Raw genomic sequence first — 22460 nt, forward strand, 5'->3', positions numbered from 1 at the left:
GCCGGGCCGCGGGCCTATCAGGCCTTGCCCTTTTCCTTCAGGCGCGCCAGCACGCCATCCACGCTGTTGCCCGAGGCCTTGATCCCGGCCGCGCGCAGCTTGGCGTCCAGCGCATCGTCCGGCGCCGCCGCGCTGGCCAGTTCGGCCGCGGCATCCATGGTCGCCGCGCGTTCGGCCTGGCGCTGCTTGATCCGCTCCAGGGAGTCCACCGCGGTCTGCAGCTTGCTCTTCGAGTTGCCGTAGCGCTGGGCAACGGCCATCTGCGCCTTCTGCACGCTCTCGGTGGCCTTGACCGTATCCACCTGTTGCTTGAGCTGGCGGATGTTGCCTTCGGCCTGGCTCACCGACTTGCGCAACTGGGCTACGCTGGCGGCGAATTCCGCGACCTGGGCACGCTCGCCCTCAAGCTGGTTCTCCAGGGTCGCGATCTTCTCCGCGACTTCCCGGGCCAGCTCCTCGTTGCCGGCCTCCAGTGCCTTGATCGCGTATTGCTCGTACTCGGCGACCTGGGCCGCGCCCTTCTCGACGCGCTCCTGGGCCAGGCGGTGGCGGGCCATGATCGAGGCCAGCGCTTCCCGCGACTTGCGCAGTTCGATGTCGGCGTCGCGGATCTCCTGGTCGAGGATGCGCAGCGCCTGGCTGTCGACGATCGCCTCGCCAACCTCGTTGGCTCCGCCGCGCAGGGCGCTCAGCAGCTTGCTCCATACCGTCATGATGGTGTCCTCCCTCAGGCCCGGGCTTTCAGGTAGCCGGCGTAGACTTCCGTGGCGCGGATCACGTTGCCGGCCAGGGTTTCGATTTCGTGCAGCACGCTGGCCAGCGACGAAGTCGTGCTCAACGCGCCGAACATGCTGTAGCAGCGCTCCTCGCCCGGCAGGTTGAGCAGGCCGATGCTCGACAGCGGGAACAGTTGCCGGCTGAGCAGGACCTCTTCGTTGAAGGCGGTCGCGTCGGTAACGTCGCTTTCCGGCCAGAGCAGCGCCTCGACGATGATCTGCTCGCCCTGGGGCGCGACGAACACCGGCAGGTCGCCGTATTCGCGCATGATCACATAGAGACTCGCTTCCGCCCCCTCGATCAGCTCGATCTGGGCCTCGCCGCTGCTGAACAGCTCGGTGCCGCTCAGGGCCTCGGCCAGCGAGCGAGCGTTCCATACCCGGGCTTCCGTCATGTCTTCCTCCTTCTCCAAATGAGCCGCTCCGGCAGCCGGGCGACGCAGCATCCGCTCGATGCCGGCGAGCGCCGCGGCGTTCTCCGGCAAGATCCAGACTTCCTTCTTCACCAGGCCCTGCTCGCGCAGGCGCTGGCGAAAGACACGCTGATAATGGGCTGATGATTTCCGTTGCATGGACTCACACTACGAGATCACATGTAAGATTTCAACAGCTCACATGTAATAAAATCCAACGCACGCGCATATCTACGCCGGGCCGGCCGGAGCATGGAAAAGAAACACGGGGAGGAAAGAGAGAAAGAAATGGCACGAGGGGCCTCCCTGGCTCGGTGTCTGGCGCGCTACATCCTGTATCGACTCCCGCATTAAACCCTCTATGCAAAAGGAATTGAAGGACCGCCGGGCATATCGGGAAAAAACGGGAAACGTCTCACCCTACCGCGGCACCCGCCCGCACCGCCGGCAAATGCTCTAGGCTATGCGCACACTGCAGCCTGACGGACACCGCATGGAACATTCGCCCAAACCGCTGGCCGGCCTGAAGGTGGTCGAGCTCGGCACCCTGATCGCCGGCCCTTTCGCCTCGCGGATCTGCGCCGAGTTCGGCGCCGAAGTGATCAAGATCGAGTCGCCCGACGGCGGCGACCCACTGCGCAAGTGGCGCAAGCTCTACGAAGGCACCTCGCTGTGGTGGTTCGTTCAGGCACGCAACAAGAAATCCCTGACCCTCAATCTCAAGCACGCCGAGGGCCAGGCGATCCTGAAACGCCTGCTCGGCGATGCCGACATCCTGATCGAGAACTTCCGCCCCGGCGTACTGGAAAAGCTCGGCCTGGGCTGGGATGTCCTCCACGCGCTGAACCCGCGCCTGGTGATGGTGCGCCTGTCGGGCTTCGGCCAGACCGGCCCCTACAAGGACCAGCCGGGCTTCGGCGCGGTCGGCGAGTCGATGGGCGGACTGCGCTACATTACCGGCTTCGAGGACCGCCCGCCGGTTCGCACCGGGATTTCCATCGGCGACTCGATCGCCGCCCTGTGGGGCGTGATCGGCGCGCTGATGGCGCTGCGACACCGCGAGGTCAACGGCGGAGAGGGTCAGATGGTCGACGTCGCCCTCTACGAGGCGATCTTCGCCATGATGGAAAGCATGGTTCCGGAATTCGACGTGTTCGGTTTCATCCGCGAGCGCACCGGCAACATCATGCCGGGCATCACCCCCTCCTCCATCCACACCAGCGCCGATGGCCGCCACGTACAGATCGGCGCCAACGGCGACGCGATCTTCCGCCGCTTCATGCAGGCCATCGGCCGCGACGACCTGGCCAGCGACCCGCGACTGGCCAGCAACGACGGGCGCGATGCGCGCCGCGACGAACTCTATGGGGTTATCGACCGCTGGGTCGCCTCGCAGCCCCTGGAGGAAGTGCTGGCGGTGCTGGCGCGAGCCGAAGTCCCGGCCAGCCGCATCTACTCCGCCGAAGACATGTTCCGCGATCCGCAATTCCTTGCCCGCGAGATGTTCCTCTCGGCACGCTTGCCGGACGGCAAGCCGTTCCGTATGCCTGGCATCGTGCCCAAGCTGTCCGCCACGCCAGGCTCGGCGGATTGGGTAGGCCCGGAACTGGGCGAGCATACCGATGCCCTGCTCGCCGACCTGGGCTACGACAGCGAGCGCATCGCCACCCTGCGCCGGGAAGGCGCCATCTGAACGGTACGCGGAGCCCTTCATCGGTGCTCCGCGGACAGAGCGGCCCCCTCTCCCCCTATCCAGCAAGGGAGAGGGGGTTATCCGCACGCTTCCACGAGCATGGCGCCATCCGGCAAGAGCCGCTGCACCGACGCGCGCCTTCGGCCTGACCGCCCGATGCGCAACGCGCCGTCGAACGAGACGGCGCTAGCGCGACGAATACAGCAGCACGTGATCCCGCTCGCGGAAGGTCGCCAGCACGTCTTCCTCCATCCGCCCGACCAGCACCTGCAATTCCCGGCGAATGGTCTGCACGGCATCCTCGAGATAGCTTTCGTCGTTCAACTGCACCTTGGCGATGACCCGCTGCAACAGGGTTTCCCCCTGCGGATCGACCAGCGTGACCACCCGTCCGCCATCGGGCCGGGGCTGGCTGAGGGTGAAGGGATGGGGAGCGAAGGCATCGGCCAGTCGTTGCTTCAGGCTGTCCAAATCAGGTCTCCTGTTTCGACGATAAGACTCGTCAAAGACCGAAAAAACGCGAATAGGGTTCGTCGATGCAAGCATTTACCGGACTAACGGCAGCATCTGGCGAAAGGCCACGAGCCGGCGCAAATAGCCATTCGAGCTGAGCCAGGCCAACGCAACGATCAGCCCGCTATAAGGAAAGCACCGGGAAAAACTCCAACCATCCCACCCTCGCGCAACGCCTTCACCTGCTTGAAATTGCAGTATCCGGCGCGTCCGTCAGGCAGTAACAACGAGACTTCCCCCTGCGTGTCGAACAGCGAGGATCTCATGACTGCCTTCGCATCCCCCCGCGGCGCCTGGCGCGCCTTCATCCTCGCGCTGGCATTCGCCGCCGGCACGGCACAGGGCTCACTACTGTTCGGCGCCGTCGGCCTGGCCAACGACCAGTACGCGCGTCCGGTCGCCGACACCGAGATCGCCAGCACCGCCGTGCTCGCCGATTGCCGTGGCTTCGTCGGGACCATCGCCAGGATCGTCCTGCTGGACGGCTCGATCCGCTGCAACGAGGCTTTCCCCTATGGCTTCGCCAGCCCGATCAGTACCAGCGTCTACTATCCGGCGGACATCGCCGCGTCCGACGCCAAGCTTCCGGTCATCACCTTCGTCGGCGGCATACTTTCCAACGCCGGCAACTATCACGAACTGATGAAGCTATGGGCCAGCCACGGCTTCATCGTGGTGATCTCTTCCGACTTCATCAACTCCTTCCCGCTGATGCACGCCCTCGGCATCCTCGAGGTCGCGAAACTGGACAGGGACCCGGCCTCGGCCCTGCATGGCCGGGCCGACTTTTCCCGGACGCTGGTCGCCGGGCACTCCGCCGGCGGCCAGGCCACGCTGCAGAGCGCCAGCCTCTCTGCACAAGCCCTGCAACTCATCGAGCCACGGTTGAAGCTGGTCGGCGCCCTGCCGATCGAGCCAGGCCCCCTGGCCATCGGTTCCACGGTAAAGACCCCGACCCTGCTGCTGACCGGACTGGCCGATGTGGTCGTGCCGCCGCTCAGTTGGCCGATCCTCTGGCAGGGCCCGTTGATCCGCGACGTGCCCGCCTGGGGCGCCACGGCCACCACGGCGACCCACTTCAGCCCGCTGCGACAGATCGAGTACAACGAGTTCGCCGGCATCAGCGTCGCCTGGGCGCTGTACCAGGGAAAGAACGATGCCCAGGCCCGCGACTATTTCGTCGGGCGCTACTACAAGCTGGCCAGCGACATCCAGTTCAACGATCCGCTGAGACTGCTCCGCCCCTCGCGCAACAAACTCGCCGCCGCCCTTTGAGAAGACATGAAAAAGCCCGCCATCAAGGCGGGCTTTTTCCTTTCACGACAGGCTCAGAGCGGCTTGCCGCGATTGCCGTGCTGGCTGACGAAAGCCTGTACCTTGGCCAGCTCGTTCGGCAATACGGTGCAGCGCTCCTCGCGCTCGAACAGGTCGGCGAGGTGCGCAGGCAGCGCCGGCGCCTGGCCGATGCCGGCCTTCTCCACCGCTTCGGGGAACTTGACCGGATGCGCAGTGCCCAGGGTCACCATCGGCACGCTCAGGCTGCGCCGGCATTCGCGTGCGGCACGCACGCCAATGGCGGTGTGCGGGTCGAGCAACTCGCCACAGGAGCGGTATACCTCGGCGATGGTCTCGCAGGTCTGCTCGTCGCTGACCGCCAGGGAGTCGAACAGCTTGCGCGCCTCGGTCCAGCGCTGGTCTTCCACCGACAGCTTGCCGCTGGCCTTGAAGGCATCCAGCAGTTCGGCGACGGCCTTGCCGTTGCGGCCGTGCAGGTCGAACAGCAGGCGTTCGAAGTTGGACGAGACCATGATATCCATCGACGGCGACAGCGAGGGATGCAGGGTGTCCTTGTCGTAGCGGTTGCCGCTCATGAAGCGGTGCAGGATGTCGTTGCGGTTGGTCGCGACGATCAGCTGGCTGACCGGCAGGCCCATGTTGCGCGCCAGGTAGCCGGCGAAGATGTCGCCGAAGTTGCCGGTCGGCACCGAGAACGCCACCGAGCGATGCGGCGCGCCGAGCTGCAGCGCGGCATGGAAGTAGTAGACGATCTGGGCCATGATCCGCGCCCAGTTGATCGAGTTCACCGCTACCAGGCGGGTACCCTTGAGGAAGCCCTGGTCGGCGAAGCTGGCCTTGACCATCTCCTGGCAGTCATCGAAGTTGCCTTCGATGGCGATGTTGTGGATGTTGTCGCCGAGGATGGTGGTCATCTGCCGGCGCTGCACCTCGGACACGCGGTTGTGCGGGTGCATGATGAAGATGTCGACGTTGTCGCAACGGCGGCAGCCTTCGATGGCCGCGGAGCCGGTATCGCCGGAGGTGGCCCCCATGATCACCACGCGCTCGCCGCGCTTGGCCAGCACATGGTCGAGCAGGCGGCCGAGCAGTTGCAGGGCGAAGTCCTTGAAGGCCAGGGTCGGGCCGTGGAACAGCTCCAGCACCCATTCGTTGCCGTTCAACTGGCGCAGCGGCGCCACTGCGTCATGGGCGAAGACGCCATAGGTTTCCTCGAGGATCTTCTTGAAGTCGGCATCGGCGATGCTGCCGGCGACGAACGGGCGCATCACCCGGAAGGCCAGCTCGTGGTAGGGCAGGCCGACCCAGGAGGCGATCTCCTCGAGGGTGAAGCGTGGCAGGTTTTCCGGGACGTAGAGGCCGCCGTCGCTGGCCAGGCCGGCGAGGAGGACATCTTCGAAGTTCAGGGCGGGCGCTTGGCCGCGGGTGCTGATGTAACGCATGTTCAAAACCTTCGCTGTTGACGCGGGCCCGCGAACGGCGCCCGGCGTTCGATCAATTCAGTTGTTCGACACGGATACGGACCACCGGCCCGGACACGCCTTCCAGCGCTTCCAGGGCGGCGATGGCATCGTTGATGCGTTGTTCGATGACCCGGTGGGTAACCAGGATCATCGGCACCAGGCCGTCCTGTTCCTCGGCCTCCTTCTGCATGATCGATTCGATGTTGATGCCGCGCTCGGACAGGATGGTGGCCACCTGGGCCAGTACGCCCGGGTGGTCTTTGGCCTGGATGCGCAGGTAGTAGGCGCTTTCGCAGGCTTCGATCGGCAGGATCGGGTGGTCGGACAGCGCGTCCGGCTGGAATGCCAGGTGCGGTACGCGGTTCTCCGGATCGGAGGTCATGGCGCGGACCACGTCGACGAGGTCGGCCACCACCGAGGAAGCGGTCGGCTCCATGCCGGCACCGGCGCCGTAGTAGAGGGTCGAGCCGACGGCGTCGCCGTTGACCATCACCGCGTTCATCACGCCGTTGACGTTGGCGATCAGGCGATCCGAGGGAATCAGGGTCGGGTGCACGCGCAGCTCGAAGCCGCTCTCGGTGCGACGCGCCACGCCCAGGTGCTTGATGCGATAGCCGAGGGCGTCGGCGTAGTTGACGTCGGCGCTGGTCAGTTTCGAGATGCCTTCGGTGTAGGCCTTGTCGAACTGCAGCGGAATGCCGAAGGCGATCGAGGCGAGGATGGTCAGCTTGTGGGCGGCGTCGATGCCTTCCACGTCGAAGGTCGGGTCGGCCTCGGCATAGCCCAGGGCCTGGGCCTCGGCGAGCACGTCGGGGAAGGTACGGCCCTTCTCGCGCATTTCGCTGAGGATGAAGTTGCCGGTACCGTTGATGATCCCGGCCAGCCAGTTGATGCGGTTAGCCGACAGCCCCTCGCGGATCGCCTTGATCACCGGGATGCCGCCGGCGACAGCGGCCTCGAAGGCGACGATCACGCCCTTCTCGCGGGCCTTGGCGAAGATCTCGTTGCCGTGCACGGCGATCAGCGCCTTGTTCGCGGTGACCACGTGCTTGCCGTTCTCGATGGCCTTGAGCACCAGCTCGTGGGCCAGGGTGTAGCCGCCGATCAACTCGACGACCACGTCGATCTCGGGATTGCACGCTACGTCGAAGATATCGGCGGTGATGGGGGTCGCACCGGTATCGCACTTCGGGTTCGGCCGGCGGGCGGCGATCTGCGCAACCTCGATACCGCGCCCGGCACGGCGGGCAATCTCCTCGGCGTTGCGTTTGAGTACATTGAAGGTACCGCCACCGACGGTCCCCAACCCACAGATGCCTACTTTGACCGGTTTCACGCTGGAACTCCCCATCTCACCTACGACGGCCGGACGCGCCGGCCTGCTATGGTTCCCCGATCGAATCGAGGTTGACGCGACCACTGTACGGGCCACGACACATCCTGGCGATGGATTCCGCCAGCGGGCGACGGAAATCGCCAATGATGAAAACAAAAGAGCCGCACATTACGAAGCGGCTCTTTATTAGTCAATTGTTCGGCAGACCCGGCGCTATTTGGCCTCCAGCGCCAGCTTGGCCAACTGCTTGGCCGGCTGGTAGCCGGGGAGCAACTGGCCGTTGGCGAGGACGATCGCCGGCGTTCCCTGCACCCCGACCATCTGGCCCATCTGGAACTGCTTGTCGACCGGGTTCTTGCACTCGGAAGACTTGATCTCCTTGCCGTTCATCATGGCGTCCATCGCCTTGGTCGGCTCCTTCGCACACCAGACCGCCTGCAGTTGCTTGTCGCCCGCCGACTGCGGCCCCTGCCGCGGGAACGCCATGTAGCGCACCTCGATCCCCTGCTCGGTCAGGTCCGGCACCTCGGCATGCAGCTTCTGGCAGTACGGGCAGGTGGTATCGGTGAACACCGTGATGTGCGCCTTGGCCTGGCCCTTGGCCGGATACACCACCATCTCGCTGGCGGGCACGCCGTTGATCGCCTTGGCGATCGCCTGGCTCTCGGCCTTCTCGGTCAGGTTGACCGGCTTGCCGTCCTTCACCTGGTAGAGGTAGCCCTGCATGACGAACTGGCCGTCGGCGCTGGCGTAGAGCACCCGGCCGCCCTTCAGCTGCACCTGGTAGAGCCCCTGCAGCGGGCTGCTGGCGATGGAGTCGATGGGCAGGTCCGGTTGCAGGGCCTGCAGGGTCTTGCGGATGTTCTGATCGGCATTGTCTGCCAGGGCCAGGGTACTCATCAGGCCGAGGGCGGCAGCAGCCAGAAAACGGGTCACGCGCATGTGTCACTCCTGTCGTGCGGTCGGCGAAGCCTACCATAGACCGCTATCCCGACGGGCCCGACGCTTGTCGCAGAACGCTACGAAAGCGCCTCTTTTCGGGTAGGTACGGATTTTTCGGACAAAGCGTCAGCCTCGCGGGTGGTGGCGTGCGTGCAGATCCTGGAGGCGGGCCCGGGCGATATGGGTATAGATCTGGGTGGTCGACAGGTCGCTGTGGCCGAGCAGCATCTGCACCACCCGCAGGTCGGCGCCATGGTTGAGCAGGTGGGTGGCGAAGGCGTGGCGCAGGGTGTGCGGCGAAATCGACGTACCGATCGCCGCCACCTGCGCGTGATGCTTGATGCGATGCCAGAAGGTCTGGCGGGTCATCTGTTCGCCGCGCAGGCTGGGGAACAGCACGTCGCTGGGCCGCCCGCCGAGCAGGTCGCCGCGCGCCTCGCGCAGGTAGCGTTCGAGCCAGCCGATGGCTTCCTCGCCGAGCGGCACCAGGCGCTCCTTGCTGCCCTTGCCGAAGACCTTGACCACGCCCTGGCGCAGGTTGACCTGCTCCAGGGTCAGGCCGACCAGTTCGCTGACCCGCAGGCCGCAGGCATACAGCACTTCGAGCATGGTGCGATCGCGCAGGCCCAGCGGGTCGTCGACTTCCGGCGCCGCCAGCAATGCCTCGACGTCCGCTTCGGAGAGGGATTTCGGCAACGGCTTGCCCAGTTGCGGCAGGTCCACCTGCAAGGTGGGATCCTCGGCGATCAGGCCATCGCGCAGGCAATAGCGGTAGAAGCCACGCAGGCCGGAGAGGAAGCGCGCGGTCGAGCGAGCCTTGTAGCCCTGTTCCAGGCGCCAGGCCAGGTGATCGAGGATGGCGTCGCGGCCGATGCCCTCCAGGCGCAGCCCGCGGCCATCGAGCCAGGCGTTGAACTGCTGGAGGTCGTTGCGATAAGCCTCGCGGGTGTTGTCGGCAAGGCCTTTTTCCAGCCACAGGGCATCGAGGAAACGGTCGATCAGGGGATGTTCGAGGGTACTCATGGATGAAGGCTGCGAACCAAATGAAAGCGCGGCTAGTCTTTCATAGCCTGGGCGCTATCGCGAGCGTTGGCCGTCATCGCCACGTAATGGTTAGTCAGGCCGGTCGACAGGAGGTCGGCCGGCTTCCCGTGCCCGCGGGAAAAAGCGGAGCCATGTGGCTCGATGGTTCGCCCCGGCTCAGGACGAGCGGAGCGACGCTGACAAGGAATCCTCGATGGACCAGAACGCTATCCTGCTCGCCCTCGGCGGCATCGGTGCCGCCGCCCTGCTCAGTCAATGGCTGGCCTGGCGCCTGCGCCTGCCAGCCATTCTTTTCCTGCTGCTGTCCGGGATCGTCGCCGGCCCCCTGCTCGGCTGGCTCGATCCGGACGAGATGTTCGGCCCCCTGCTGTTCCCACTGGTATCCCTGGCAGTGGCGCTGATCCTCTTCGAGGGCAGCCTGACCCTGCATTTCAGCGAATGGAAGGAAATCGGCACCGTGGTGCACCGAATGGTGACCATCGGCGCGCTCTCGACCTGGGGCGTGATCGCCCTGGCCGCCCACTACCTGCTCGACTTCAGCTGGGAAATGGCCCTGCTGTTCGGCACCCTGACCCTGGTCACCGGGCCCACGGTGATCGTCCCGATGCTGCGGGTGGTCCGGCCCAAGGCCGCGGTGGCGAACATCCTGCGCTGGGAAGGCATCGTCATCGATCCCATCGGCGCCCTGCTGGCAGTAGTGGTGTACAGCTTCATCATCTCCAGCGGCGAAGGCGAAGGCTGGCTGCACAGCCTGCAGACCTTCGGCGGGGTGATCCTCTGCGGCAGCCTGTTCGGCATCCTCGGCGGCTGGGCGCTGGGCATCGTCCTACGCCGCCACTGGCTGCCGGACTACCTGCACAACCTGGCGACGCTGGCCGCGGTGCTGGGCGTATTCATCGCCTCGAACCGGGTGATGCACGAATCCGGACTGCTCGCCGTCACCCTGATGGGCATGGGCCTGGCCAACATGAAGGGCGTCGACGTACGGCAGATCCTGCACTTCAAGGAAAACCTCAGCGTCCTGCTGATTTCCGGCCTGTTCATCCTCCTGGCCGCGCGCCTGGACATCAATGCCCTGCTCGGCCTGGGCCCGGCGGCGCTGCTGGTGCTGCTGCTGATCCAGTTCGTCGCCCGGCCGCTGAACGTGGCGCTGTCGACCTGGGGTTCGCCGCTGAGCTGGCGCGAGCGCGCCCTGCTCAGCTGGATCGCCCCGCGCGGGATCGTCGCCGCGGCGGTCTCGGCGATCTTCGCCATCCGCCTGAGCGCCGAAGGCCATGCCCAGGCGGCGCTGCTGGTGCCGCTGACCTTCCTGGTGATCATCGGCACGGTGGTTCTGCAAAGCGCCACCGCCCGCCCCCTGGCGCGCCTGCTGAAGGTCGCCGAGCCCTCGCCCAGCGGCTACCTGATCGTCGGCGCCAATCCGGTCGGGCGCGCCATCGGCAAGGCCCTGAAGAGCCTCGGCAGCCGCGTGCTGCTGACTGATTCGAGCTGGGAAAACATCCGCGCCGCCCGCATGGACAACCTGCCCACCTATTTCGGCAATCCCACCTCGCAGCACGCCGAAGCCCACCTCGACCTGGTCGGCATCGGGCATTTGCTGGGGGTTTCTCCGGCCGGCGAGCTGAACACCCTGGCGGCCATGCGCTTCCGCCACGAGTTCGGCCATCGCCAGTTGTTCGGCCTGCCGACCAGCCAGGAAGCCAAGCGTACCGACAAGCACCGCTCCAGCGACGAACACCGTGGCCGCCCGCTTGGCCAGCGACCGCTGACCTACGCGCAGTTCGCCAGCCTGCTGTCGCGCGGCGCCGAAATCCGCACCACCCTGCTCACCGACACCTTCGGCTGGAACGACTACCAGGCGCTGCACGGCGAGTCCGCGACCCTGCTGTTCGCCCGCGATCCGAACGGCAGGATGCACGTCGCCACGCCACAGTCCACGCTGGCGCCGGGCACCGGCTGGACGCTGCTGTCGCTGATCGAGGCGGAACCGTCAGTCAGCAAGTCGCAGGCCACGGAAATCGCCGACTAGACTTCAACGAACCGACGAAAGACCGTCGTCACCCTATCCAAGGTTGGGTGACAAACGAAGCCCACGAAGAGGATGATTGCATCTAGCCATCATCCTCTTTTTTCATCAGGCCATGACCATGTCCAATCAACAACATTCCCGCCTGGGCCAGATCCTGATCAACAAGGGGCTGATTAGCGCCGCCCAACTGGACGCCGCGATCCAGGCGCAGTTGAGCAACCACAAGCGCCTGGGCGAAACCCTGATCGAGCAGGGCCTGCTGAGCGAACGGCAACTGAAGAAGGCGCTGAAGAAGCAGACCAACCTGCGCCTGGCCGCGACCCTGGTCGCCGCCCTGCTCAGTCCGTTCCAGATGGCCAGCGCCGACATCCAGCGCATGCAGCCGCCAGCGGCCATGAGCCGCCAGGAATTGCCGAAGAACCTGCGTCCGCTGACCGACGTCGAGATGAGCAACGTCAACGCCCAGGGCCTCAACGAAAGCCTCGAGGGCCTGTTCCTGAAGGCCGAGGGCGGCGACGGCCTGGCCGCGGTGAAGCAACTGGCGAAGCTGGTGATGCCGGTGCTCGACAGCCTGGAGGCGGAAACCTCGATGAGCGACGTTCGCTACGAAACCGGCAAGACGCAAAGCACGCTCAACCCCGACGGCTCGGTCAACCTGCGCCTGCCGAGCAGTATCGGCGAGGTGCGCTTCGACAATATCCGCATTGCCGGCGCGCCGCGCGAGCAGACGTTCGGCAGTGTCAGCCTGCAACAGATCGACCTGTCCCAGGCTTCCCTGAAGATCAGCCTGCGGCCCTGATCCCAACCCAGGGCCGAATCGTCCGGGGATATGGAAAAGGCACCCGTGGGTGCCTTCTTTCCGCCTGGCTCAAGCCGCCTGGCTGGCCGGGAACCCCGGCAGGACCGGAACCGGCCGCTTTTCGTCGTCGATGGCGACGAAGCTGAACAGGCCGTGTATGGCCTTCTCGCGACCGTCGGCGTACATGCTTTCCAGGTACACCTCGACCTCCACCTTGAGGCTGGTGTTGCCGACCTTGACCACCCGGCCGACCAACTCGACGATCGAGCCCGCCGGGATCGGGTGGTTGAAGTCGATGCGATCGGTGGAAACGGTCACCAGCGGCAGGCGGCAGAAACGGGTCGCGGTGATGAACGAGACCTCGTCCATCCAGGCCAGCGCAGTCCCGCCGAACAGGGTGTTGTGGTGATTGGTGGTGGGCGGGAATACCGCCTTGGTCACACGGGTTTCGGAAAGCTCGGTGCGACGCAGGATTTCTTGCTCTCTGGGGGTCATGCCACGAATACCGGATGGAGTGGCTGCCTGGGTGCCGCGGATGTTGTACTGGTTATGCGCTGCCGTGGGCAGTAGGAAGCGCCGCCGGAAAGGCGAACGCCAGACATGAAAAAAGCAGCCCTCGGGCTGCTTTTCTCGGAGAAGAACCGGATTAGACCAGTTTTTCCTTGATGCGCGCGGCCTTGCCGGACAGGGCGCGGAGGTAGTACAGCTTGGCCTTGCGCACGTCGCCGCGACGCTTGACGCTCAGGCTGTCGACGATCGGGCTGTAGGTCTGGAAGGTACGTTCCACGCCCACGCCGTTGGAGATCTTGCGCACGGTGAAGGCGCTGTTCAGGCCACGGTTGCGCTTGGCGATGACGACGCCTTCGAAGGCCTGCAGACGCTGACGGTCGCCTTCCTTCACCTTGACCTGGACGATCACGGTGTCGCCGGGGGCGAACGCCGGGATCTCTTTGTTCATCTGTTCAGCTTCGATCTGCTGAATGATCTTGTTGGTCATGCTGTGCTCCTAAGACCGGCAATCGGCCAGCCATCGATACGTTAACTATCGTCCCGCTGACGGATGTATTCCGCCAGCAGCTTCTGCTCTTCTCCAGAAAGCGAGCGGCTATCCAGAAGATCGGCGCGTCGTTCCCAGGTCCGCCCAAGGGCCTGCTGCAAACGCCAACGCCGGATGTGTTCATGGTTGCCACTGAGCAACACTTCAGGAACACGTTTGTCCGCATACACCTCGGGTCGGGTGTAGTGCGGGCAGTCGAGCAGGCCATCCGTGAAGGAGTCCTCCTCGGCGGAATCTGCATGACCCAATGCACCGGGCAGCAACCGCGTCACTGCATCGACCAGCACCATGGCCGGCAACTCACCGCCGGACAGGACATAATCGCCGATCGACCATTCTTCATCGACGTGCTCTTCGATGAAGCGCTCGTCGATGCCTTCGTAGCGCCCGGCGATGAGGATCAACGCTTCCTCTTCGGCCAGTTCGCGTACGCCCGCCTGCGTCAGCTGGCGGCCTTGCGGCGAAAGGTAGATCACCTTCGCCTTCCTGCCCCCGGCGGCTTGCCTGGCATCCGCCAGCGCGCCCTCCAGAGGCTTGATCTTCATCACCATGCCAGGGCCACCGCCGAAGGGCCGGTCGTCCACCGTCTGGTGGCGGTCCTCGGTGTAGACCCGTGGATTCCAGCAGGTCAGCGTGAGCAACCCCTGCTTTACCGCACGGCTGGTGATGCCATAGTCACTGATCGCGCGGAACATCTCCGGAAAGATGCTGACGACGCCCACCCACAAACGCTTGTCCATGGATGATCAGAAGTCCGCGTCCCAGTCCACCCGCATCTCGCCAGCGGCCAGGTCGATCGACAGCACGCATTGCCCGGTGTAGGGCAACAGGCGCTCGCGGTCGTCCAGGCTGCCCGCGCAGGGCTTGACCACCATGACATCGTTGGCACCGGTTTCCAGCAGATGGTCGATCACGCCGAGCAACTGCCCGCCCTGGTCGATCACCTTCAGGCCTTCCAGCTGGTGCCAGTAGTACTCACCTTCCTCGAGAGAGGGCAACTCGCTACGCGGGATGCAGATCTCGTAACCGGTGAAGGTGCGGGCCTCTTCGCGATCGTCGAGCCCCTTGAGCTTGGCGGCCAGGACCTTGCCATGCAGGCGCCCCCTGACCAGCTCGGCCTGCCGAATCTCGCCGTCGCGCCGGAGCGTCCAGCGGCGATAGTCCAGCAGGTTGTCCAACGGGTCGGTAAAGGAATACACCTTCACCTCACCGCGGATGCCGTACACCGAAACGATCTTGCCGATCACGACCAGGTCGTCGGCGGGTGTCGGCATTTCACTCATGACGGCTTAGGCGTTTGCCTTGGCAGCGTCCTTGAGCAGCTGAGCAACGCGCTCAGACGGCTGTGCACCCTGGGCGAGCCAGTAGGTAGCACGCTCCTGGTCGACGGACAGACGCACTTCGCCACCAGTCGCAACCGGGTTGAAGAAACCGATGCGCTCGACGAAGCGACCATCGCGCGCATTGCGGCTGTTGGTCACGGTCAGGTGGTAGAAGGGGCGCTTTTTGGAGCCGCCACGAGCAAGACGGATGGTTACCATGTGAACTTCGTTCCTGTAGTCGGTGCTTGCAAAATGAATGCACGCTGGGCCCACGGCCCGAAAGGCCGCATATTCTAAGGATTATCGGGGAATTTGCAAATCTCTTTTTCGGCCACCCATCGGCCGGCGCGGAGAGCGCGAGAAGCGCGCGGTCCGCCCGCCGGCCGACGGCGCGGAACCGCCGGCGTGGCCAGCGGCCGCGCGTCCGATCAAAGCTTGGGCATGCCCCCCGGGAACATGCTGCCCATGCCTCGCATCATCTTGGCCATGCCGCCCTTGGCGGTGACCTTCTTCATCATCTTCTGCATCTGCTTGTGCTGCTTGATCAGCCGGCCAACGTCCTGCACCTGGGTACCGGAGCCAAGGGCGATGCGGCGCTTGCGCGAGCCGCTGATCATTTCCGGATCGCGCCGTTCGCCGGGCGTCATCGAGTTGATGATCGCCTCCATCTGCTTGAACTGTTTCTCCGCAGCGCCCTGGGCATTGCCCATCTGCGCCAGGTTGACCCCGCCGAGCATCGGCAGCTTGTCCATGAGCCCGCCGAGGCCGCCCATGTTCTTCATCTGTTGCAACTGGTCGCGGAAGTCTTCCAGGTCGAAGCCCTTGCCCTTCTTGATCTTCTTCGCCAGCTTCTCGGCCTTGTCGCGGTCGAGGTTCTGCTCGGCCTGTTCGATCAGGCTGAGCACGTCGCCCATGCCGAGGATGCGCGAGGCCACGCGGTCGGGATGGAACGGATCGAGCGCTTCGCTCTTTTCGCCCATGCCGAGGAACTTGATCGGCTTGCCGGTGATGGCCCGCACCGAGAGCGCGGCACCGCCACGCGCGTCGCCGTCGACCTTGGTCAGGACCACGCCGGTCAGCGGCAAGGCGTCATTGAAGGCCTTGGCGGTGTTGGCGGCGTCCTGGCCGGTCATGGCATCGACCACGAACAGGGTTTCCGCCGGCTTGATCGCCGCGTGCACCTGCTTGATCTCGTCCATCATGTCGGCATCGATGTGCAGGCGGCCTGCGGTATCGACGATCACCACGTCGATGAACTTCAGCCTCGCCTCGCGGATCGCCGCCTCGGCGATGGCCACCGGCTTCTGGCTGACGTCGGAAGGGAAGAAGGTTACGCCGACCTCGCCCGCCAGGGTTTCCAGCTGCTTGATCGCGGCGGGACGGTAGACGTCGGCGGAAACCACCATCACCGACTTCTTCTTCCGTTCCTTAAGGAAGCGCGCCAGCTTGCCCGCGGTGGTGGTCTTGCCCGCGCCCTGCAGGCCGGCCATCAGGATCACCGCCGGCGGCGCGACGCTCAGCGCCAGGTCCTCGTTGGCCGCCCCCATCAACTCCTCGAGTTCGGCGCGGACGATCTTCACGAACGCCTGTCCCGGGGTCAGGCTCTTCGAGACCTCGGTGCCGACGGCGCGCTCCTTGACCTTGTTGACGAAGTCCTTGACCACCGGCAGGGCCACGTCGGCCTCGAGCAGGGCCATGCGCACTTCGCGCAGAGTGTCCTTGATGTTGTCCTCGGTCAGCTTGGCCTTGCCGGTGACATGGCGAAGCGTCTGCGAGAGGCGGTCTGTAAGGTTTTCGAACATGCGCGATCCTTCCACGGGGGTTGCGGCAAGCGGCGGATTATAACCAAGAGCGCGTCGCGGGACACGCGATGAAAGACGGAGTGTGTGTCCGGCGACGACCGGAGGCCAGCCTCAAGTCCTTGATTTGCCGATGCGTTCCGTCTTTGCCGAAGCGACCGCCGGACCATGAGGTCGCGGCGCCCGCGGCAGGCGGTCCGCCAACCCGGCCACAGGTACGAGAGAACTGTTCGCAACGGCTTTCTCGCGACGCTCGATCTATGCCAAACTCCCATCCTTTCGGGCCCGCGATTACAAGGACTTATGCATCCCCTGCTGCCCAGCCTCATCGCTGCTGTTCTCTATCTCGGCACCGCCGCCTACCAGGGTGCCTGTGTGTCCAAGCGCACCGCGCCGGGCAAACCCCTGCTGCTCCTGTTCGGACTCCTGGCACTGGTCGCCCACGCCTTCAGCCTCTACCAGCAATTGCTGACCCCGGCCGGCCTGGTGCTGGACTTCTTCAACGCCGCCAGCCTGATCGCCGCCGCGGTAATCCTCCTGACCCTGCTGGCGACCTTGCGGATACCGGTGGAGAACCTGCTCCTCCTTCTATTCCCGCTGGGCGCCCTCACCACCCTGCTGGCGGTACTCATCCCCCACGGCACCGTCGAGCCGATCAACGAACAACCAGGCATCCTGGCCCACATCCTGCTCTCGATCCTGGCCTACGGCCTGCTCACCATCGCGGTGTTCCAGGCGCTCTTGCTGCTGCTCCAGGATTACCGCCTCAAGCACAAGCATCCGTCCGGGCTGATCCGCAACTTCCCGCCCCTGCAAACCATGGAAAGCCTGCTGTTCGGCTTCCTCTGGGGTGGCTGGTCGCTGCTTTCGCTGTCGCTGCTGTCCGGATGGCTGTTCGTCGACAACCTGTTCGCCCAGCACCTGGCGCACAAGACCATCCTGTCCTGCTTCGCCTGGGTGGTCTTCGCCGTGCTCCTCTGGGGTCGCCACCAGCTCGGCTGGCGGGGCCACAAGGCGATCCGCTGGACCCTGGCCGGTTTCTGCCTGTTGATGTTGGCGTACTTCGGCAGCAAGCTGGTGCGGGAATTCATCCTGCACATCTGATGGGCCTCCTTCATGGATGAGCTGCACCCCGGGTACCTGGTCGGCCTGCTGGTTCTCCTGGTCGCCTGCTCGGCGTTCTTCTCCTGCGTCGAGACCGCCCTGCTCAACCTCGACCGTTACCGCCTGCGCCTACAGGCCAAGCAAGGCCTGCGCGGGGCCCGGCGCAGCAGTTGGCTGCTGCTGCACGACGACCGCCTGCGCGGCACCCTGTTGTTCGGCCGCACCCTGGTCAACGTCAGCGCCGCCGCCCTGGCCAGTTGGGCCGCGCTGCGCCACTGGGGCGTCATCGGCCTGGCCGTCGCCATCCCCGGCATGACCCTGCTCCTGCTGCTGTTCGGCGCCCTGCTGCCGCGCCGCTACGGCGCCCTTCGCTCGGAACGCGTCGCCCTGCCGCTCAGCCTGCCGCTCCTGATCCTGCAGCGCCTGTGCTGGCCCCTGCTGTGGCTGCTGACCCTGCTAAGCAACGCGCTGCTGCGCCTGCTCGGCGTCGCCGCGGCGGAACAGGACGACAGCGGACGCAGCCGCGACGAAGAGGCCCTGCATCCGGCCGACAACCCCCAGGCCAGCGAGGTCAACCGGCATGACATGCTGCTCGGCCTGCTGGACCTGGAGAAGGTCACGGTCAACGACCTGATGATCCCGCGCAACGAAATCGAAGGCATCGACCTCGACGACGAACTCGAGGTCATCGTCGAGCAACTGCGCACCACCAGCCACACCCGCCTGCCGGTCTACCGCGACGACGTCAACCAGATCGAAGGGGTCGTGCACATGCGCCAGATCGCGCGCCTGCTGACCCAGGGCCGCCTGACCAAGGAGAATCTCCGCCAGGCCTGCATGGAGCCGTATTTCGTGCCGGAAAGCACGCCGCTGTCGACCCAGCTGGTGAACTTCCAGAAGGAGAAGCGCCGTATCGGCGTGGTGGTCGACGAATATGGCGAGGTGATCGGCATCGTCACGCTGGAGGACATCCTCGAAGAGATCGTCGGCGACTTCAACGACCTCGACAGCCTCGACAACCCGGATATCCAGGCCCAGGAAGACGGCAGCTTCGTCATCGACGGCAGCGCCAACCTGCGCGAGCTGAACAAGTCGCTTGGCTGGCAATTGCCCTGCGACGGCCCGAAGACTCTCAACGGCCTGGTCACCGAAGCCCTGGAGCAGATCCCCGATTGCGCGGTGTGCCTGCGCATCGGCCCCTACTGCCTGGAAATCCAGCAGTCGGCGGAAAACCGTGTGAAAAGCGTGCGCGCCTGGCATCCCCGCGCGCTGACCCCGCTGGTCGAAAGCGACGCCAGCGTCTGATCCGGGATTGCCGAACCCGCCCTGCGGCGCTCTATAATCGACCCCAGCTTATCCAGCCCTGCCGCCGGTTCCGCCGCTACCCGCAGCCCGAGCCCCGGCCAGTCACCCGCCAGTCCCGCCTGCCCGCCCGGCCCCGATGCCGACGGTACCAGCCGGCGCACGGCGCGCAGCCCCATCCTCCCTGCGCGACCGATCTCGTCCGCCCCACCCGGGCGCCGCGCCGCCGCATCGGCGCACTGGCCATAACCATCCGGCCGCACGGAAGCACTCCGTCGTGCCCCGACTGCCAGGGACCTTCCCACCATGACCGCCGCCACCCTCGCCGCCGACGCCGCTCCGGAACCGGCCAACTCGACCACCCGGGTCGCAGTCGCCAGCTTCATCGGCACCGCCATCGAATTCTACGATTTCTACGTCTATGCCACTGCCGCCGCCCTGGTGATCGGTCCGGTATTCTTCCCGCAGACATCCGGCACCGCGCAGATGCTCAGCGCCTTCCTCACCTTCGGTATCGCCTTCCTCGCTCGCCCGCTGGGCTCGGCGCTGTTCGGCCACTTCGGCGACCGCATCGGGCGCAAGTCAACCCTGGTCGCCTCGCTGCTGCTGATGGGGGTATCCACCACCCTGATCGGCGTCCTCCCCGGCTACGACAGCATCGGCTACTGGGCGCCGTTGCTGCTCTGCGTGCTGCGCTTCGGCCAGGGCCTCGGCCTCGGCGGCGAGTGGGGCGGCGCCGCGCTGCTGGCCACGGAGAACGCGCCGGCCGGCAAGCGCGCCTGGTTCGGCATGTTTCCCCAGCTCGGCCCGTCGATCGGCTTCCTCGCCGCCAACGGCCTGTTCCTGGCCCTGGCGATGCTACTCAGCGAGGAGCAGTTCCGTGACTGGGGCTGGCGGATCCCGTTCCTGCTCAGCGCGGCGCTGGTCGTGGTCGGCCTCTACGTACGCCTGAAGCTGGCGGAAACCCCGGTGTTCGCCAAGGCCATGGCCAAGCACGAGAGGGTCCGCCTGCCGATCGCCGAGCTGTTCGCCCAGCACTGGCGGCCGACCCTGCTCGGCGCCCTGGCGATGGTGGTGTGTTATGCGCTGTTCTATATCTCCACGGTGTTCTCGCTGAGCTACGGGGTGGCCAGCCTCGGCTTCAGCCGCGAGGAGTTCCTTGGTCTGCTGTGCCTCGCGGTGCTCTTCATGGCCGCCGCCACGCCGCTGTCGGCCTGGCTCAGCGACCGCTTCGGACGCAAGCCGGTACTGCTGCTCGGCAGCCTGGCGGCGATCGCCTCCGGCTTCGCCATGGAGCCGCTGCTCAGCCAGGGCTCGACGTTCAGCGTCGCCCTGTTCCTCTGCATCGAGCTGTTCCTGATGGGGGTCACCTTCGCCCCGATGGGCGCGCTGCTGCCGGAAATATTCCCCACCCACGTGCGCTACACCGGCGCGTCGGCGGCCTACAACCTGGGCGGCATTCTCGGCGCCTCGGTGGCGCCCTATATCGCCCAGAAGCTGGTCGGCATCGGCGGCCTGGGCTGGGTCGGCGGCTACGTCTCCGCAGCGGCGCTGCTCAGCCTGCTGGCGGTGCTGTGCCTGAAGGAAACCCGCGACAACGACCTCGGCGCAGTGTCCTGAGTCTCGCTCAGGCTACCGCGGCGCCGCCCTTCTCCCTCGCCGCCAACCAGTCGGCGAGGGCCCCGGCCCAGACCTGGTAGCCCAGCTGCGACGGATGAAAGCCGTCGATGGCCAGGTAGTCCGGAAGCAGGTCCAGCGAGATCGGACAGTAGCCGGCGCCGGTCGCGCCAGCGAGATCGCGCAGCGCCTCGTCGAGCAGCCGCCCGCGCCATCCCAGCAGGGCCCGCAGCAACCCGGGCAAGGCGGAAAAATGCCGCAGCGGCGGCACCGCGGTGCAAGTCACCTGCGCGCCGGCCGCCTGGAAGCCGTCGATCAGGGCCGCGCAGTCGGCACGCCAGCGTTCGAGGGAGCGCAGGCTGGTGGTGTCATTGACGCCGAAGACCAGGATCACCTGGTCGAAGAAACGTCCCGCCACCTGCGGTAGCAGGCGTTCGCGCGCCTCGCCGCTGGTGATGCCGTTCTCGCCCAGCGCCTGCCAGGCCACCGGGCGGCGCAGACGCTCGCCCAGCGCCGCGGCCAGGCGGCCGGCCAGGGCGTAGTCCAGGCAACTGGCGCCGACCCCGGCCACTGTCGACTCACCGAACAACAGCAAGCGCAGCGGCTCTTCGGCACCGGACCCACCGACCAGCCCTTCGCGAGGTCCCGCCGCGGGCGCCAGGCGCAAGGCTCGGCGGCGGGTGCGGATAGCCAGCGGCACCGCCAGCGGCAGCAACGGCAGAGCCGCCGCCCACCAGGCCAGCGTTGCCAGCCGGCGCATCTCAGAGTTCGACGCGAACCGCCTGGGCGGCCCGGGTCGCCTTGGCGCGAGCGGCGTCGATCGACTCGTCGCGCGCCAGGGCCACGCCCATCCGCCGCTGGCCATCCACTTCCGGCTTGCCGAACAGGCGTAGCGCCGTATCCGCCTCGCTCAGCGCGGCGCCGAGGTTGGCGAAAGCGACCTGCCGGGACTTGCCTTCCACCAGGATCACCGCCGAGGCCGACGGGCCAAGCTGGCGGATCACCGGGATCGGCAGGCCGAGGATCGCCCGCGCGTGCAGCGCGAACTCGGAAAGATCCTGGGAAATCAGGGTCACCAGGCCGGTATCGTGCGGTCGCGGCGACACCTCGCTGAACCACACCTGGTCGCCCTTGACGAACAGTTCGACGCCGAACAGCCCGCGTCCGCCGAGGGCCTCGGTCACTGCCCGGGCGACCCGCTCGGACTCGGCCAGGGCCTGCGCGCTCATCGCCTGCGGCTGCCAGGACTCGTGGTAGTCACCCTTGACCTGGCGGTGACCGATCGGCGCGCAGAAAGTGGTGCCGTCGACGTGGCGCACGGTGAGCAGGGTGATTTCGTAGTCGAAATCGATGAAGCCCTCGACGATCACCCGGCCCTTGCCGGCGCGCCCGCCTTCCTGGGCATAGTCCCAGGCCGCCTGCAGGTCGTCGGGGCCTTTCAGGACGCTCTGGCCCTTGCCAGACGAACTCATGATCGGCTTCACCACGCAGGGGTAGCCGACGCGCTCGACGCCACGGCGGTAGTCCTCGAAGGTATCGGCGAAGTGATAGGGCGAGGTCGGCAAGCCGAGCTCCTCGGCAGCCAGCCGGCGGATACCCTCGCGGTTCATGGTCAGTTGCGCGGCGCGGGCGGTGGGCACCACGGTGTAGCCTTCGGCCTCCAGCTCGACCAGGGTCGCGGTGGCGATGGCCTCGATCTCCGGCACGATGTAGTGCGGCTTCTCCTGCTCGATCACCGCGCGCAGGGCGGCACCGTCGAGCATGCTGATCACGTGGCTGCGATGTGCCACCTGCATGGCCGGCGCGTTGCCATAGCGATCGACGGCGATCACTTCGCAACCCAGGCGTTGCAGCTCGATGGCGACTTCCTTGCCCAGCTCGCCGGAGCCACAGAGAAGGACGCGGGTCGCGCTCGGCGACAGGGGGGTACCGATACGGGTCATGGAAGAACCTCG

At 65.9% G+C, this 22460-nt stretch carries 22 protein-coding genes; 7 read left to right on the forward strand and 15 right to left on the reverse strand.

The features are described from left to right. Positions 1–17: 17 nt before the first annotated feature. Positions 18–713 carry a PspA/IM30 family protein gene (locus HMPREF2581_RS01640; protein WP_003137939.1) on the reverse strand — a complete coding sequence of 232 codons (696 nt, stop codon included), beginning with the start codon at positions 711–713 and terminating at the stop codon, positions 18–20. Positions 714–727: 14 nt separating this feature from the next. After that, positions 728–1348, reverse strand: a complete 621-nt coding sequence (locus tag HMPREF2581_RS01645) for a biofilm formation regulator BacA (RefSeq protein WP_003092612.1) — start codon at positions 1346–1348, stop codon at positions 728–730. A 304-nt stretch (positions 1349–1652) separates the two neighbouring features. Here HMPREF2581_RS01645 and HMPREF2581_RS01650 point away from each other — a divergent pair, with 304 nt between their 5' ends. Next, positions 1653–2882, forward strand: a complete 1230-nt coding sequence (locus tag HMPREF2581_RS01650; protein ID WP_003137937.1) for a CaiB/BaiF CoA transferase family protein — start codon at positions 1653–1655, stop codon at positions 2880–2882. Between the two features lie 186 nt (positions 2883–3068). Here HMPREF2581_RS01650 and HMPREF2581_RS01655 read toward each other — a convergent pair whose 3' ends face one another. Next, complete coding sequence (locus HMPREF2581_RS01655) at positions 3069–3353, reverse strand: DUF3509 domain-containing protein (RefSeq protein WP_003092618.1); 285 nt, start codon at positions 3351–3353, stop codon at positions 3069–3071. A gap of 306 nt (positions 3354–3659) precedes the next feature. Between HMPREF2581_RS01655 and HMPREF2581_RS01660 the strand changes: the two genes are divergently transcribed. Beyond that, on the forward strand, positions 3660–4670 hold the full coding sequence (locus HMPREF2581_RS01660) for a poly(ethylene terephthalate) hydrolase family protein (RefSeq protein WP_016254282.1): 1011 nt from the start codon (positions 3660–3662) through the stop codon (positions 4668–4670). A gap of 53 nt (positions 4671–4723) precedes the next feature. Here the strand turns inward: HMPREF2581_RS01660 and thrC are convergent, their stop codons facing one another. From thrC to xerD, 4 genes are all read right to left on the reverse strand, one after another. Then, positions 4724–6133 (reverse strand): threonine synthase, encoded by a 1410-nt coding sequence (gene thrC / locus HMPREF2581_RS01665; protein ID WP_003092622.1) that lies wholly within the window; start codon positions 6131–6133, stop codon positions 4724–4726. Between the two features lie 52 nt (positions 6134–6185). Beyond that, a complete protein-coding gene (locus HMPREF2581_RS01670; RefSeq protein WP_003100657.1) occupies positions 6186–7490 on the reverse strand; it encodes a homoserine dehydrogenase in 1305 nt (434 codons plus the stop codon). A 213-nt stretch (positions 7491–7703) separates the two neighbouring features. Further along, positions 7704–8432: a bifunctional protein-disulfide isomerase/oxidoreductase DsbC gene (gene dsbC, locus HMPREF2581_RS01675; RefSeq protein ID WP_003092626.1), complete on the reverse strand. Its 729-nt coding sequence runs from the start codon at positions 8430–8432 to the stop codon at positions 7704–7706. 126 nt (positions 8433–8558) lie between these two features. Then, positions 8559–9455: a site-specific tyrosine recombinase XerD gene (xerD, locus tag HMPREF2581_RS01680; protein ID WP_003092629.1), complete on the reverse strand. Its 897-nt coding sequence runs from the start codon at positions 9453–9455 to the stop codon at positions 8559–8561. Positions 9456–9669: 214 nt separating this feature from the next. On the opposite strand from xerD, the gene HMPREF2581_RS01685 reads away from it, so the two are divergent. Continuing rightward, positions 9670–11505 (forward strand): cation:proton antiporter, encoded by a 1836-nt coding sequence (locus HMPREF2581_RS01685; protein ID WP_003137934.1) that lies wholly within the window; start codon positions 9670–9672, stop codon positions 11503–11505. A gap of 112 nt (positions 11506–11617) precedes the next feature. Beyond that, positions 11618–12304, forward strand: coding sequence for a cyclic di-GMP-binding domain-containing protein, MshE-related (locus HMPREF2581_RS01690; protein ID WP_003092633.1), 687 nt, complete (start codon positions 11618–11620; stop codon positions 12302–12304). Positions 12305–12373: 69 nt separating this feature from the next. Here the strand turns inward: HMPREF2581_RS01690 and HMPREF2581_RS01695 are convergent, their stop codons facing one another. From HMPREF2581_RS01695 to ffh, 6 genes are all read right to left on the reverse strand, one after another. Then, a complete protein-coding gene (locus HMPREF2581_RS01695; protein WP_003092635.1) occupies positions 12374–12799 on the reverse strand; it encodes an acyl-CoA thioesterase in 426 nt (141 codons plus the stop codon). Between the two features lie 151 nt (positions 12800–12950). Beyond that, positions 12951–13301: a 50S ribosomal protein L19 gene (rplS, locus tag HMPREF2581_RS01700; RefSeq protein ID WP_003092637.1), complete on the reverse strand. Its 351-nt coding sequence runs from the start codon at positions 13299–13301 to the stop codon at positions 12951–12953. A gap of 41 nt (positions 13302–13342) precedes the next feature. After that, positions 13343–14101 carry a tRNA (guanosine(37)-N1)-methyltransferase TrmD gene (gene trmD / locus HMPREF2581_RS01705; protein WP_003137931.1) on the reverse strand — a complete coding sequence of 253 codons (759 nt, stop codon included), beginning with the start codon at positions 14099–14101 and terminating at the stop codon, positions 13343–13345. 6 nt (positions 14102–14107) lie between these two features. Beyond that, entirely contained in the window at positions 14108–14635 is a 528-nt protein-coding gene (rimM, locus tag HMPREF2581_RS01710; RefSeq protein WP_003092640.1) for a ribosome maturation factor RimM, read from the reverse strand. Positions 14636–14650: 15 nt separating this feature from the next. Beyond that, the gene (gene rpsP, locus HMPREF2581_RS01715) at positions 14651–14902 is read right to left on the reverse strand and encodes a 30S ribosomal protein S16 (protein WP_003109644.1); all 252 of its coding nucleotides are present in this window, start codon (positions 14900–14902) and stop codon (positions 14651–14653) included. 209 nt (positions 14903–15111) lie between these two features. Beyond that, on the reverse strand, positions 15112–16485 hold the full coding sequence (gene ffh, locus HMPREF2581_RS01720) for a signal recognition particle protein (protein WP_003092645.1): 1374 nt from the start codon (positions 16483–16485) through the stop codon (positions 15112–15114). Positions 16486–16785: 300 nt separating this feature from the next. Here ffh and HMPREF2581_RS01725 point away from each other — a divergent pair, with 300 nt between their 5' ends. The 3 genes from HMPREF2581_RS01725 to HMPREF2581_RS01735 all read left to right on the forward strand — a co-directional run bounded on the left by HMPREF2581_RS01725 (position 16786) and on the right by HMPREF2581_RS01735 (position 20508). Continuing rightward, complete coding sequence (locus HMPREF2581_RS01725) at positions 16786–17586, forward strand: cytochrome C assembly family protein (protein ID WP_003092649.1); 801 nt, start codon at positions 16786–16788, stop codon at positions 17584–17586. 12 nt (positions 17587–17598) lie between these two features. Then, positions 17599–18891 (forward strand): HlyC/CorC family transporter, encoded by a 1293-nt coding sequence (locus HMPREF2581_RS01730; protein WP_003111904.1) that lies wholly within the window; start codon positions 17599–17601, stop codon positions 18889–18891. Positions 18892–19194: 303 nt separating this feature from the next. After that, the gene (locus HMPREF2581_RS01735; RefSeq protein WP_003092654.1) at positions 19195–20508 is read left to right on the forward strand and encodes an MFS transporter; all 1314 of its coding nucleotides are present in this window, start codon (positions 19195–19197) and stop codon (positions 20506–20508) included. Between the two features lie 7 nt (positions 20509–20515). On the opposite strand, the gene HMPREF2581_RS01740 is transcribed toward HMPREF2581_RS01735, so the two are convergent. Both HMPREF2581_RS01740 and purT read right to left on the reverse strand, forming a co-directional pair. Next, positions 20516–21265 (reverse strand): SGNH/GDSL hydrolase family protein, encoded by a 750-nt coding sequence (locus HMPREF2581_RS01740; protein WP_003137927.1) that lies wholly within the window; start codon positions 21263–21265, stop codon positions 20516–20518. 1 nt (position 21266) lies between these two features. Beyond that, positions 21267–22448: a formate-dependent phosphoribosylglycinamide formyltransferase gene (gene purT / locus HMPREF2581_RS01745; protein ID WP_003092658.1), complete on the reverse strand. Its 1182-nt coding sequence runs from the start codon at positions 22446–22448 to the stop codon at positions 21267–21269. Between the last annotated feature and the right edge of the window lie 12 nt (positions 22449–22460).

The sequence above is a fragment of the Pseudomonas sp. HMSC057H01 genome, from assembly GCF_001836405.1.
Taxonomy (GTDB): Bacteria; Pseudomonadota; Gammaproteobacteria; order Pseudomonadales; family Pseudomonadaceae; genus Pseudomonas; species Pseudomonas aeruginosa.